The organism is Pedococcus bigeumensis, assembly GCF_006438965.1.
Lineage (GTDB): Bacteria > Actinomycetota > Actinomycetes > Actinomycetales > Dermatophilaceae > Pedococcus > Pedococcus bigeumensis_A.
Window position 1 is genome coordinate 100,348 of record NZ_RCZM01000001.1, and the last position, 13,636, is coordinate 113,983.

Genomic DNA, 13,636 nt, shown 5'->3' on the forward strand with positions numbered 1-13,636 from the left:
GCTGGTAATGAAGGGTGCGCAGACCTAGGCTGCCTGCATGGCTCCGGACCTGATCGCCGACCCCGAGACCGACCCCACCGCGACGTATGCCGTGGACCCGGCGCTCGCTCGACGGCTGGCCCGGCGGGTGGTGTCAGCACCACGAGCCGAGCACTTCGTGAGCCACACCCCGCTGACCGGGGCGCCGCTTGCGTCGCTGCCGCTGTCGACGCGCGAGGACGTCGCCGTCGCGGTGGATGCGGCCCGCTCCGCCCAACGCGCGTGGTCGCGGACCCCGATGGAGCTGCGCGAACGCATCTTCCTGCGCTACCACGACCTCGTCCTCGAACGGCAGGTCGAGCTGCTCGACATCGTCCAGCTGGAGTCCGGCAAGACCCGCCGCCAGGCCTTCGAGGAGGTCGCCGACGTCGCCCTGGTGTCGCGGCACTACGCCCGCTCCGCCGCGGCATACCTGCGGCCACGGCGCCGGGCCGGGCTCTTCCCGGTGCTCACGCAAAGCACCGTCCACCACCACGCCCGTGGTGTGGTCGGCATCGTCAGCCCGTGGAACTACCCCCTGTCGTTGGCGATCACCGACGCGATCCCCGCGCTGCTGGCCGGCAACGCCGTCGTCCTTCGCCCCGACCTGCAGGCGTCGCTCACCGCGCTCCAGGCCGTGCAGCTGCTGACCGAGGCGGGGCTGCCCGAGTCGGTCCTGCAGGTCGTCCTCGGCGACGGACCGACGGTCGGGCAGGCGGTTGTCGACCTCACCGACTACGTCTGCTACACCGGCTCGACGGACACCGGCCGGCGGGTCGCCGAGTCGGTGGCCGGGCGCCTCGTGGGCTACTCGCTCGAGCTCGGCGGCAAGAACTCGATGTACGTCGCGGACGACGCGAACCTCGACAAAGCGGTGGAGGGTGCGGTCCGGGCCTGCTTCTCCTCGGCCGGCCAGCTGTGCATCTCGATCGAGCGGTTGCTCGTCCACGGCTCGGTGGCCGACGAGTTCACCAGCCGGTTCGTGACGGCGGTCAAGGCGATGCGGCTGGGGGCGGACCTCGCCTACGGCATCGACTTGGGCTCGCTCGTCTCGGCGCAGCAGCTCGAGCGGGTCACCGCCCACGTCGACGACGCCCGCGCCAAGGGTGCCCGGGTCTTGACCGGTGGCCGCGCCCGCCCCGACGTCGGCCCGTACTTCTACGAACCGACCGTCATCGAGGGTGTCACCGCCGCGATGGAGCTGCGCGACGGCGAGACGTTCGGCCCGGTCGTGTCGATCTACCGGGTGCACAGCGACGACGAGGCGATCCGGCTGGCCAACGACACCGACTACGGCCTCAACGCCGCCGTCTTCACCCGCGACGTGGCGCGCGGACGTCGCATCGCGACCGCGATCCAGGCGGGCACCGTCAACATCAACGAGGGGTATGCCGCCGCCTGGGGCAGCGTCGCCTCGCCCATGGGTGGGATGAAGCAGTCCGGCGTCGGTCGTCGGCACGGCAGCGAGGGCATCCTCAAGTACACCGAGTCGCAGAACGTCACCGCGCAGTACGTCCTGCCCATCGCGCCCGTCGCCGGGATGAGCGAGGAGACCTACACCCGGCTGATGACTGGCGCGCTGAGGCTGCTCAAGGTCGTGGGGCGCCGATGACCGCTGGTGCGGCGACCGGTTCGGCCGCGTCGGACAGCCACTACGACGTCCTGGTGGTCGGGTCTGGCTTCGGGGGTTCGGTCACCGCGCTGCGCCTGGCCGAGAAGGGCTACCGCGTCCACGTGGTCGAGTCCGGCCGGCGGTTCCGAGACGAGGACTTCGCCAAGACGTCGTGGGACGTGCGCCGCTACCTGTGGGCGCCCAAGCTCAAGTGCTTTGGGGTGCAACGGATCCACCGCCTCCCCGATGTCATGGTCCTCGCCGGTGCCGGGGTCGGCGGTGGGTCGCTCAACTACGCCAACACCTTGTACGTCCCGCCGGCTGCGTTCTTCCAGGACCCGCAGTGGGGCGACATCACCGACTGGCAGTCCGAGCTCGCGCCGCACTACGACCTGGCTTCGACGATGCTCGGCGTGGTGACCAACCCGTGCGACGGCGTCGTCGACGACGTCATGCGCCTGGCCGCGCGCGACATGGGCGTCGAGGACACCTTCCGCAAGACGCCGACGGGTGTCTTCTACGGCATGCCCGGCAAGCGTGTCCCCGACCCCTACTTCGGCGGCGCCGGACCCGACCGCACCGGCTGCACCGAGTGCGGCAACTGCATGGTCGGCTGCCGCGTCGGGGCCAAGAACACCTTGGTCAAGAACTACCTCGCCCTCGCAGAGAAGCTCGGCGTCACGATCGAGCCGATGCGCACCGTCGTCCGCGTGGCACCTCGCCGTCAGGGCGGGTATGCCGTGACGCACGAGGCGAGCGGCGCGTGGTTCCGGCGGGCGCGGCATACCGTCACTGCCGACCAGGTGGTCTTCGCCGGCGGCACGTGGGGCACCCAGAAGCTGCTGCACGCCATGCGCCAGACGGGTGTGCTGCCGCGGCTGTCCGCCCGTCTGGGTCACTTGACGCGCACCAACTCCGAGGCCGTCAACGGTGTGATGATGGAGAAGGTCAAGGCCGGGATGGACCTGTCCAAGGGGGTGGCCATCACGTCGTCGTTCCACCCGGACGCCGACACCCACGTGGAGAACGTGCGCTACGGCAAGGGCTCCAACGCGATGGGGGTGATGGCGACCATCCTCGTCCCGGGAGGCCAGCTCCCGCGGCCCGTCCAGTTCGTCGTCGAGGCGGTCCGGCACCCGTCGATCTTCGTGAGGTCGTTGTCGCAGTACCGGTGGAGCGAGCGGACCGTGATCGGCCTGATCATGCAGACCCGCGACAACTCGCTGCACGTCCGCGGCACTTCGGGGCTGTTCGGCGGACGTGGGCTGACGTCCCGCCAGGGTCACGGTGAGCCCAACCCGACCTACATCCCGGCGGGGCAGGAAGCCATGAAGGCCGTGGCCACCCGACTCAGCGAGGCCACCGGGCTGCGCGCCTTTGCCGGCAGCAGCCTCGGCGAGATCGTCAACATCCCGCTGACCGCGCACTTCCTCGGCGGCGTGACGATCGGCTCCAGCCCCGAGCGGGGTGTTCTCGACGGCTACCAGCGGGTCTGGGGCTACCCCGACCTGCACGTGGTCGACGGCTCGGCCGTCTCGGCCAACCTCGGCGTGAACCCGTCGCTCACCATCACCGCGCAGGCCGAGCGGGCGATGTCGCTGTGGCCCAACAAGGGCGACGCGGACCAGCGTCCTGCCCAGGACGAGGGCTACCGCAGCCTTGAGGCCGTGAAGGCCGCGAACCCCGCCGTCACCAGCTACACCCACGAGAGCGCCAAGGTCTAGCGGCGACCCCCGTCAGGGCACAGCAAAGACGGTGGGCGACGCAGGCCCCTGCGCCACGCCGACCACCGCCTCAGGTGGTGTGGCTGGAGACGAGCCGGGGGGTGGGTCTCCAGCCACACCACCCAGACAACGACCCGCGTGACGAGGGGTTACGCGGGTCCCGGGGATTTCTCTGCGCCGGGCTGGTCCGAGTCGAGAGTGCACGACACGCTGACCGCGGACAAGCGACATGAGCGGGTCGTGCACTCTCGACCGTGGCCGCGCTGGGCACCCTCCGTCGCCTGTGGATGGCGGTCGGGATTGGTGGTCGCGTGCAGCACAGTGTCAGGGATGCAGACGCACTGGCTGCCTCCCGAGTTCGCGGCGGCACCGTTCGGTGTGGCCGACGCTCGTGCGTCAGGTATGCCGCTCTGGCGGCTACGCAACGGCGTCCTCCACTCCCCGACGCGGTCGGTTCGATCGGTCGACGCCCCACGCACGCCGGTCCAGCGCGCCGCGGCCTTCTGGGTGGCCCTCCCGGATGACGCGGTTTTCAGCCACGTCACGGCGGGCCAGCTGTGGAAGCTGTCGTTGCCCAACGACCTCGAAGGACAGCGAGACCTCGACGTCATGAGGGCGACCAGCCGAGCCCATGTCCGCCGCTCTGAATGCATCGGCCACCGAGGGCTGGAGCTCCGTGCGACGACGACAGCCGCCGGCTTGAGAGTGACCGGGCTGGCGGACACCTGGGTGGACCTGGGTGAAGTCTTGGATCGCGGCATCACGCTGGACGACTTGGTCGTGATGGGTGACGAGGTGGCCACCCGGCTGTGCGGGCGGCCGGAGCCGGGCAACGCCCACCAGGGGCTGTCCGACCTCGGACGGGAACAGCTGCGTGCGACCCTCGCTCGTCGCGTGCGGCCACGTGGCAAATCCATCCTCGTGGAAGCACTTGGCCTCGTGCGTGCCCCGGTGCGGTCGCCGATGGAGACGCGGGCACGCCTGATGTTCCACCGAGCTGGTTTCCCGGAACCCCAGGTCAACCGACCTGTGTTCCATCGCGACGGCAGCTGGCTGCTCGAGGGCGACCTCGTCTGGGAGTCGGAGCGGGTTGTGGGCGAGTACCAGGGACGCGATCACGCGTCGATCCGCCGCAGGAGCTACGACGCGAGTCGCAACGCGCTCGCTGCCGACGAGGCCTGGCGAGTTCTCGAGATCTACGCGGAAGACGTCTACCGCCCGGCGCGACGGGTCGACTGCCTGACTCGCTTCGCCAGGGCGCTCCACCTCGACCCAGCACGCCTCGTGATTCGGTGAGGCGCGATCGAGTGTGCACGACACGCTGAGGGTCGACACGTGCCTCCAGCGTGTCGTGCACTTTCGACTGCTAAATGGTCCCGGGGCCCGGCTCTCCGCCACCACGACCTTGCCCGACACCCGGCGCGGGTGAGCCGGCAGCCGCGGAGGTCGCGCTCGGCTGGTCGCGCCAGGAGGCCCAGAGGGCGGCATACGGGCCATCGGCGGCGACCAGCTCGTCGTGCGTTCCGATCTCGGTGACGAGCCCGTCCTCCACCACCGCCACCCGGTCCGCGTCGTGCGCGGTGTGCAGCCGGTGCGCGATCGCCACCACCGTGCGGCCCTCGACCACGGCAGCCAGCGAGCGCTCGAGGTGGCGGGCGGCGCGCGGGTCGAGCAGCGACGTGGCCTCGTCCAGGACGAGGGTGTGCGGGTCGGCGAGCACCAGGCGGGCGAGCGCGACCTGCTGCGACTGGGCCTCGCCGAGCGTGTGCCCACCGCTGCCCACGACCGTGTCGAGGCCTTCGGGCAGGCCGGTGGCCCACTCATGGGCGTCGACGGCCCGCAGTGCGGACTCCAGCTCCTCACGGCTCGCGTGCGGCCGGGCCAGCAGGAGGTTGTCGGCGAGGGTACCCACGAAGACGTGGTGCTCCTGGGTGACGAGCGCGACCTCGCCTCTTAGCTGACCGAGGGTGAGGTCGACCAGCGGCACGCCACCGACGTCCACGCGTCCCTCGCGCGGCCCGTCGATGCCCGCCATCAGCCGTCCGAGGGTCGACTTGCCGGCACCGGACGGACCCACGATGGCCAGCCGCTCGCCCGGTCGCAGGTCCAGCGACACGCCACGCAGGACGTCATGGCCGGGACGGTAGGAGTAGCGGATGTCGTCGACCGTGATGTCGGCCCCGTCAGGCTGCTCGCCCGTCGCCGTCCGGTCGGGCGGCACCGCGCCCACGCCGATGACCCGCGCCAGCGACGTGGCACCGACCTGGATCTCGTCGAGCCAGCTGAGCACCTCGTCGAGCGGGTTGACCATCTGCTGGATGTACAGCGTGACCGCGGTCGCCGCGCCCGCCGTGATGTGGCCGTTGATGACCAGCCAGCCACCCCAGACGATGGCCCCGGCAGTCGGCACGTAGTAGCCGAACACGACGGAGGGGAACCAGTGCAGCCGCAGGCCCAGGGTGTAGCGCTCGGCCCGGTAGCACTCACGCAGGGCCTCGTGGAACCGGCTGCGGCGCACGCCGACTAGCGACAGCGCGTCGATGGTGCGGGCGCCGTCGACCGTCTCGGCCACGACCCCGTTGAGCTGGGCGTAGGTCGCCCGTTCCCAGAGGTAGCCGTCGGACGCGTGCTTGAGGTAGCGACGGGTCGAGAACCAGTAGAACGGCAGCCCGAACAGGATCGGGACGGTCGCCAAGGGTGAGGTGAACAGCGCCGCAACCACGGTCATCAGCACCGTCATGACCGCCACGAACAGCGAGGGGATGCCGAACCGCACCACGTGCGACAGCGCCTCCACGTCGTTGGTGGTCCGCGCCACGAGGTCGCCCGTGCCGGCCCGCTCGACGGTGGACAGCGGCAGGTTGACCGCGCGGCCGACGAACTGCTCACGCAGCTGGGCGAACACCGTCTCGCCGAGGATGAAGGACAGCCGTCGGGCAGCCCAGGTCAGCCCCGTCTGGGCGACGACGGCGACGGCGAGGCCGACCGCGATCCTGTCGACGGTGCCACGGCTGCCCTGGCTGCTGACCTCGTCGACGAGCCGGCCGACGAGCCACGGCCCCGCCAGCGCGGCGAGGGCCGCGAGGGCGTGCAACCCCAGCACCCGGGCCACCAGCCCACGGTGGGTGGCGGCCAGGGCGCGCGTCTCCCGCCACACGGCACGGGAGTCCGCGATCGGCAGCGTCCGCCGGGTGGGGTCGGTGTTCATCGGTCGTCCTCCTCTCCGCGCAAGACGATGTGGCGGTATGCCGGGTGGTCCAGGAGCTCGCGGTGCGTGCCGCGCGCGGTGGCGAGCCCGTCCTCGAGCAGCACGACCTCGTCGGCCTGGCCGAGCAGCAGCGGACTGACCGTGGTCACGACGGTGGTGCGGTCGCGGCGGTGCTGGGCCAGGCGCTGGGCGATGCGTGCCTCGGTGTGGGCGTCGACGGCGCTGGTCGGCTCGACCAGCACGAGGACCGGCGCCTCGGTGAGGAGGGCACGCGCCAGCGCCATCCGCTGGCGCTGGCCGCCGGAGTAGGACCGTCCGCGTTCCTCCACGGTGCCGTCCAGCCCGTCGGGCAGGGCGTCGAGGACGTCGAGAGCGCTCGCGGTGTCGAGGGCGCGGTTGACCCGGCGGTCCCCGGCCGGCTCTGGCTGGCCCGAGGCGCTCGCGGTCCCGGTCGCGCCAGACCCGAGCAGCTGGTCGCGGAGCACGCCCGTGAACAGCCGGGGGTCCGGCTCGCTGACGACGATGTGTCGACGGACCTCGGCGATCGAGAGGTCGTCGAGCCGCGTGCCGCCCCAGGTGGTCTGGTGCGGACCGGGACCGTGTCGACCGAGCCGGTCGGCCACGGCCGAGGACTCCTCGGGCCTCGCCGAGACGATGGCGGTGAGGCGCCCGCCACGGATCACGGTGCCGGACAACGGGTCCACGAGGTCAGCGTCGTCGTCGGGGACGGCGGCGGTGCTGGGCTTGGTGGCGTCGTGGTCGGGCCGGACCGCCATGACCCGGAGCATCTTGCCGGCCGCGATCTGGGCCCGGATGCCGCGGTCCACGATCTCGATCGCGGTCTGCAACGGCATGGTGAGGAACGCGGTGTAGCCGTAGAACGCCACGAGCTGTCCCGCGCTGATCTCGCCCTCGATCGCCTGTCGGGCACCGAGCCAGGTCACCAGCACGACGAAGACGCCGGGGAGCAGCACCTGGGCCGAGTCGAGCGCCGCCTGGATGCCCGCGACCCGGACACCACGCACCCGCACCCGCTGGGACTGCTCCTCATAGCGGCGCAGGAAGGTCTGTTCGCCGCCGATACCGCGCAGCACGCGCAGCCCGGCGACCGTGTCGGCGCCGAGCGTGGTCAGCCGCCCGGCCTCCTCGCGCTGGAGCGCCTGCCGACGCTGCAGCGGGCGGACGATCAGGGCCAGGCTGGCCAGCATGACGGGGCCGCCGAGCAGCACCAGCCACCCGAGCGGCGGCGACGCGGCGAGCAAGATAGCGCCAACGACGATGTAGCTGACGACAGCACCGGCGAACCGGCCCATCGCGTCGTAGAGCCCACCCAGACGCATGACGTCGTTGGCGAACACCGTGACGACCTCGCCTGCGGGGATCGACCGGGTCAGCGCTGGCCCGGCGCGCTCGGCACCCTCGGCGGCCAGCTGGGCGCCCCGGTAGGACGCGTAGAGCCAGTTGTGCACGGCGAAGAAGTGTCGCGCGGCTGCCGTCGACGCAGCGATTGCGCCGAGCCCGAGCAGGGCCAGCGCCCACCGGAACAGGCCCGCGCGGTCGCCGGGCACGATGCCCTCGTCGACGCCACGGCCGACGGCGGCCGGGATCAGGGCGATGGAGACCATCCACACCATGCCGGAGAGCATCCCCAGCACCTGGGTTCGCCACTGCTCCCGGGCGACCCACACCATGAATCGCAGCGTGCTGCGGGTGTCGGGACGGCCGGGATCCGGGAACGGGATCTCGCGCATCAGGGTCACCACCGTAGGCCGCGGGACCGACCCTCCGACACCGAATATCCGGCGGCACAGTGGCTCTGTCACCAGTGGAGCATCCTCGTCCTCGATGGCTCCGGGCGTCCCGTAGCCTGACCCGGTGCTGCGAACCGCCCTCAAGCCCCGGTGGCTGGGGCTGTTCGCCCTCCTGCTCGTCATCATCGCCGCCTGCACCCAGCTCGGCCTCTGGCAGCTGCACGTCGCCCAGGACAAGGGACTCCGTGACGCCCTGCAGAAGGCCCACGAGGCCCGTCCGGCGTTGATCGACACCGTGGTCCGACCGCACCAGGCCTTCCCGAACCCCCAGTCCAACCGTGCGGTCACCGCCATCGGCAGGTATGCCGCGTCCGACCAGTTCCTCGTCGGCCCCCGTCGGCTCGGGGGCCGGACCGGCTACTGGGTCGTGACCCCGCTCGACGTCACCGAGACCGGTGCGCGCCTGGCCGTGGTCCGCGGCTTCGTCACCGACACGACCACCCCCATCGAGCCCCCGGCGGGCGCGGTATCGGTCGACGGTTCGCTTGCTCCGGGAGAGGCCCCGGGCACGGCGCCGGCCGGCGTGCTCCCCTGGCCGAAGCCCGCGCGCGGCTCGATCGACTTCTCCCTCCTCGTCAACGACTGGCCGGGGGAGCTCTACAACGCCTTCGTGTTCGCCCAGGGCGAGAAGACCGCTGCCGGTGCGGGGATCCCGGCCCCCGCCGGGCTGGACCGGGTGCCGCCGCCCGAGGTGACGGGCGGGCTGAAGTGGCGCAACGCGGCATACGCGCTGCAGTGGTGGGTCTTCGGCGGCTTTGCCGCGTTCATGTGGTTCAGGATGGTGCGAGAGGATGCCCAGCGTGACCCAGCCACTGAAGGAGACCCAGAACGTGAGTGACATCAAGGACGTGGAGGCCACGACCAAGGCCCTGCGCTTCTTCAAGGTGATGGCCATCCTGTCCGGACTGGCGCTGTTCGTGCTGATCGGGATCATCGTGGTCAACGGTGGCTTCGGGAAGGGCGGGGCATCGGAGGTGTGGAGCCCGATTCACGGGCTGATCTACTTCGTGTACGTCGTGTCCATCGCCAACCTGGGGTTCAAGGTGGGCTGGAGCCTGCCCAAGATGGTGCTCATCATGCTGACCGGGTTCGTCCCGCTCCTGCCGTTCTGGGCGGAGCGACGGTTCGCGCGTGAGACCGAGGCGCGACTGGCGGAGGCCCGCCGGTAACCTGTGCGCGTGAGCGACCCCGCAGCCGCCGACGTGGTGACCCAGGCCCAGGACGACGATCGGGTCGAGGCCCCCGATGCTGAGCGCTCGGAGGTGCCGGCGACACCCCTGCAGGCCCGCCCCGTGCTCGTCGTCGACTTCGGCGCGCAGTACGCGCAGCTGATCGCGCGCCGGGTGCGGGAGGCGAAGATCTACAGCGAGGTCGTCCCGCACACGATGAGCACGGCCGAGATGCTGGCCAAGGACCCCGCGGCGATCGTGCTGTCGGGTGGCCCGTCGTCGGTCTACGCCGAGGGTGCGCCCGAGCTCGACAAGGCCGTTCTCGAGGCCGGCGTCCCGGTGTTCGGCATGTGTTACGGCTTCCAGGCGATGTCCCAGGCGCTCGGCGGCACCGTGGCCCACACGGGGCTGGGGGAGTACGGCGCCACCCCAGCAGCAATCTCCGACACCGAGTCCACTCTCTTCAACGGGCAGCCGCTCGACCAGTCGGTCTGGATGAGCCACGGCGACTCGGTCATCGAGGCCCCGGCGGGGATGCGGGTCACCGCCTCGTCCGCGGGCGCTCCCGTTGCTGCCATCGAGGACGACGAGCGCAAGCTCTATGGCGTGCAGTGGCACCCCGAGGTGATGCACTCGACCTTCGGTCAGCGGGTGCTCGAGAACTTCCTCTACCGCGGCGCCGGTCTTGAGGGGGACTGGACCGCGGCCAACGTCGTCGAGGAGCTCGTCGACTCCATCCGCGAGAAGGTCGGCGACTCGCGCGTGCTCTGCGCCCTGTCCGGTGGCGTCGACTCCTCGGTCGCTGCGGCCCTCGTGCAGAAGGCCGTGGGCGACCAGCTCACCTGCGTCTTCGTCGACCACGGGCTGCTGCGCTCCGGTGAGGCCGAGCAGGTCGAGAAGGAGTTCGTCGCGGCGACCGGGGTCGACCTCGTGGTCGTCGACGCCAAGGAGCGCTTCCTGTCCGCGCTCGCCGGGGTCTCCGACCCCGAGGAGAAGCGCAAGATCATCGGGCGCGAGTTCATCCGGGTGTTCGAGCAGGCGGCTCGTGACGTCGTCGGCACCCGCGGCGACGACGAGCACCCCGTCGAGTTCCTCGTGCAGGGCACGCTCTACCCCGACGTGGTCGAGTCCGGCGGTGGCACCGGCGCGGCGAACATCAAGTCGCACCACAACGTCGGCGGACTTCCTGAGGACCTGCAGTTCAAGCTCGTCGAGCCGCTGCGCTCGCTGTTCAAGGACGAGGTCCGCCAGGTCGGGCTCGAGCTCGGTGTCCCCGAGGCGATCGTCTGGCGCCAGCCGTTCCCGGGTCCCGGGCTGGGCATCCGGATCGTCGGCGAGGTCACCGGTGAGCGGCTCGAGATCCTGCGCGCGGCCGACCAGATCGCACGCGAGGAGCTCACCGCTGCAGGCCTGGACCGCGACATCTGGCAGTGCCCCGTCGTCCTGCTCGGCGACGTGAGATCCGTTGGTGTGCAAGGAGATGGCCGGACCTATGGCCACCCCATCGTGCTGCGCCCGGTGTCCTCCGAGGACGCCATGACGGCCGACTGGACCCGCGTCCCCTACGACGTGCTGGCCAAGATCTCGACGCGGATCACCAACGAGGTCCGCGAGGTGAACCGGGTCGTGCTCGACATCACGAGCAAGCCGCCGGGCACCATCGAGTGGGAGTGACGCTTGCGTCCCGGTAAGGCATCCGGCCTGAGCACGGCCAGCGTCAATGACGCCGTGAGCCGCGCGGTGATGCGCCACGTCCTCATCGGGCCGCCGATGCGGCTGCTGACCGGGCTGCGCGTCGAGGGACGCGAGAACGTGCCCCGCGAGGGCGGGCTCATCGTCGCGTCCAACCACCTGTCGTTCGTGGACTCGATCGTCATCCCGCTGGCGTCGGGCCGGCAGGTGCACTTCTTGGGCAAGTCCGAGTACTTCGAGGGCAAGGGCCTGCGGGGCGCAGCCGTCCGGTGGTTCCACTCGACAGGCGGCACCATCCCCGTCGACCGCACCGACCCTCGCGCCGCGGCAGCCTCGCTCGAGATGTCCGAGGACGTCCTGCGCCAGGGAGAGGCGTTCGGTGTCTACCCGGAAGGCACCCGCTCGCCCGATGGTCGGCTGCACCGCGGACGCACCGGTGTCGCGCGGATGGCCCTCTCGACCGGCGCGACCGTGCTGCCGTGTGGCGTCATCGGCACCGACCACGTCCAGCCCTCCGGGTCCAACGGCTTCCGTCCAGCGAAGGTCACCGTGAAGTTCGGCCCGCCCATCGATGTGGCGGGCCTGTCCGCCCAGTTCCAGAAGGCCGCCCTGCTGCGCGCCATCACCGACGCCACGATGGCGGCCATCGGTGAGCTGTCCGGTCAGGAGTACTCCGGCCAGTACGCCTCCGACGTGAAGGCCGCGCTGGGCCGCTGAGGACACCTCCTCAGTCGAAAATCTCCCCGGTAGATGGTGGATCGACGGCCCCTGAGGGTGTAGGCATGGCGTGGGCGCGACCTGCGCGTTCCTCAGCGAGGAGGACCCCATGGCCGGACTCGACAGCGCGCAGCTGCTCGCCGCCCTCGAGCCGGCGGTCGAGGAGAACCTCAACCGTCACCTGGCGGTCGCGCAGGAGTGGATGCCGCACGAGTACGTCCCGTGGTCGCTGGGCCGCGACTTCGCCGAGATGGGGGGCGAGGCGTGGTCGCCAGACCAGTCGCAGCTCTCGCCGATCGCTCGCACGGCGCTGGAGGTCAACCTCCTCACCGAGGACAACCTGCCGAGCTACCACCGGGTGATTGACCAGGTCTTCGGACGGGACAGCGCCTGGGGGACCTGGGTCAACCGCTGGACCGCCGAAGAGGGGCGGCACGCGTTCTGCATCCGCGACTACCTGCTCGTCACGCGCGGCGTCGACCCCATCGAGCTCGAACGGGCGCGCATGGACACGATGGAGACGGGTTACGACGCGGGTGAGAAGTCACTGCTCAATGTCTGTGCCTACGTCTCGTTCCAAGAGCTGGCCACCCGCGTGTCGCACCGGAACACGGGCCGCTACACCGAGGAGCCGATCGCCGAGAAGCTGCTCACCCGGGTCGCCAAGGACGAGAACCTCCACATGATCTTCTACCGGAACCTCGTCCAGGCTGCGCTCGAGCTGACGCCGAGCCAGACGATGCGGGCGATCACCGACGAGGTGGTCACCTTCCAGATGCCCGGCGCGATCATCCCCGGGTTCGGCCGCAAGGCCGTGCAGATGGCCATGGCTGGTATCTACGACCTGCGCATCCACCACGACGACATCGTGGCGCCGATGCTGCGCCAGTGGGGCGTCTGGGACCTCGAGGGCCTCGACGCCGATGGCGAGCAGGCTCGGGAGGAGCTTGCCGCTGCTCTCACGGCCCTCGACGAGGAGGCCGCTCGGTTCGTGGCCCGCCGCGAGGAGCGCACGGCAAAGCGGGCGGCCCGCCAGGAGGGCTAGCGTCACGCCCGGACCTCACGGACCTCAGAAGGTCCAGCGGGTCGCGCCACCTGGCTCGGACGTCGCCAGCGCCGTGGCGGAGGTGGGGACGATGCGGAACACCGACCACGGTGGTGGCCCGGCTGAGGGGGCGCTGTAGGGCGCCGTGAGCGCGGTGCCGCTGTCGTCCACCCGAGCCGGCCAGCCCCCGTCCACCGCGACGACCGCGATGCGTGCGACGCGGTCAGGGTCGGTGACCAGTGACGCGTTCCCGTCCACCACCAGGTCGTAGTCGCTGGTGGCGACGCTCACGGCGCAGCGCCGTTCGCGGGTCAGGTTCCGGCCCTTGCGGGTGCGCGTGCCCGTGACCACCCAGAACGCCCCGTCGTCCCAGAAGGCGCCGACACCCGTGACGTGCGGGCTCCCGTCGGCGTTCACGGTGCTGAGCCAGCAGGTGTGCCGGTTGGGACCGCCGGTCCCGGGCTTCTGCGTCAAGGCCGGACCGAGCTGGGCCTCGATGGGCGCCCAGTCCAGTTGTGGCAGGTCGTACAGCTCCGCGAGGTTCGTGGCATCCATACGGCTACTGACCGCCACCGGCCGTTGAACTCATCGGTCCTTTGGCGGGTCGACGCCGGCGCTCCCACGGCACGGTGTTCCGGGG

At 70.9% G+C, this 13,636-nt stretch carries 11 protein-coding genes; 8 read left to right on the plus strand and 3 right to left on the minus strand.

Annotation, left to right across the window (positions count from 1 at the left end; translation table 11 throughout):
* Window positions 1-37: 37 nt before the first annotated feature.
* The 3 genes from EAH86_RS00470 (at window position 38) to EAH86_RS00480 (ending at window position 4,650) form a co-directional block, all read left to right on the plus strand.
* Complete coding sequence (locus tag EAH86_RS00470; RefSeq protein WP_140736675.1) at window positions 38-1,630, plus strand: succinic semialdehyde dehydrogenase; 1,593 nt, start codon at window positions 38-40, stop codon at window positions 1,628-1,630.
* Complete coding sequence (locus EAH86_RS00475; protein ID WP_140736676.1) at window positions 1,627-3,354, plus strand: GMC oxidoreductase; 1,728 nt, start codon at window positions 1,627-1,629, stop codon at window positions 3,352-3,354. Before EAH86_RS00470 ends, EAH86_RS00475 begins: the two co-directional genes overlap by 4 nt.
* Before the next feature lie 330 nt (window positions 3,355-3,684).
* Entirely contained in the window at window positions 3,685-4,650 is a 966-nt protein-coding gene (locus tag EAH86_RS00480; protein WP_140736677.1) for a hypothetical protein, read from the plus strand.
* A gap of 70 nt (window positions 4,651-4,720) precedes the next feature.
* Here EAH86_RS00480 and EAH86_RS00485 read toward each other — a convergent pair whose 3' ends face one another.
* Together EAH86_RS00485 and EAH86_RS00490 are read right to left on the minus strand one after the other, a co-directional pair.
* Window positions 4,721-6,562, minus strand: a complete 1,842-nt coding sequence (locus tag EAH86_RS00485; protein ID WP_140736678.1) for an ABC transporter ATP-binding protein — start codon at window positions 6,560-6,562, stop codon at window positions 4,721-4,723.
* Window positions 6,559-8,313 carry an ABC transporter ATP-binding protein gene (locus tag EAH86_RS00490; protein WP_140736679.1) on the minus strand — a complete coding sequence of 585 codons (1,755 nt, stop codon included), beginning with the start codon at window positions 8,311-8,313 and terminating at the stop codon, window positions 6,559-6,561. Before EAH86_RS00490 ends, EAH86_RS00485 begins: the two co-directional genes overlap by 4 nt.
* A gap of 124 nt (window positions 8,314-8,437) precedes the next feature.
* Here EAH86_RS00490 and EAH86_RS00495 point away from each other — a divergent pair, with 124 nt between their 5' ends.
* The 5 genes from EAH86_RS00495 to EAH86_RS00515 all read left to right on the plus strand — a co-directional run bounded on the left by EAH86_RS00495 (window position 8,438) and on the right by EAH86_RS00515 (window position 12,996).
* Window positions 8,438-9,211 carry an SURF1 family protein gene (locus EAH86_RS00495; RefSeq protein ID WP_140736680.1) on the plus strand — a complete coding sequence of 258 codons (774 nt, stop codon included), beginning with the start codon at window positions 8,438-8,440 and terminating at the stop codon, window positions 9,209-9,211.
* Window positions 9,174-9,542 carry a DUF3817 domain-containing protein gene (locus EAH86_RS00500; RefSeq protein WP_241668103.1) on the plus strand — a complete coding sequence of 123 codons (369 nt, stop codon included), beginning with the start codon at window positions 9,174-9,176 and terminating at the stop codon, window positions 9,540-9,542. Before EAH86_RS00495 ends, EAH86_RS00500 begins: the two co-directional genes overlap by 38 nt.
* A 93-nt stretch (window positions 9,543-9,635) precedes the next feature.
* A complete protein-coding gene (gene guaA / locus EAH86_RS00505) occupies window positions 9,636-11,216 on the plus strand; it encodes a glutamine-hydrolyzing GMP synthase (RefSeq protein WP_140737440.1) in 1,581 nt (526 codons plus the stop codon).
* A gap of 3 nt (window positions 11,217-11,219) precedes the next feature.
* The gene (locus EAH86_RS00510; protein ID WP_241668104.1) at window positions 11,220-11,951 is read left to right on the plus strand and encodes a lysophospholipid acyltransferase family protein; all 732 of its coding nucleotides are present in this window, start codon (window positions 11,220-11,222) and stop codon (window positions 11,949-11,951) included.
* Window positions 11,952-12,060: 109 nt separating this feature from the next.
* Complete coding sequence (locus EAH86_RS00515) at window positions 12,061-12,996, plus strand: acyl-ACP desaturase (protein WP_140736682.1); 936 nt, start codon at window positions 12,061-12,063, stop codon at window positions 12,994-12,996.
* A 24-nt stretch (window positions 12,997-13,020) separates the two neighbouring features.
* Here EAH86_RS00515 and EAH86_RS00520 read toward each other — a convergent pair whose 3' ends face one another.
* Window positions 13,021-13,551, minus strand: a complete 531-nt coding sequence (locus tag EAH86_RS00520; protein ID WP_140736683.1) for a pyridoxamine 5'-phosphate oxidase family protein — start codon at window positions 13,549-13,551, stop codon at window positions 13,021-13,023.
* Window positions 13,552-13,636: the final 85 nt, after the last annotated feature.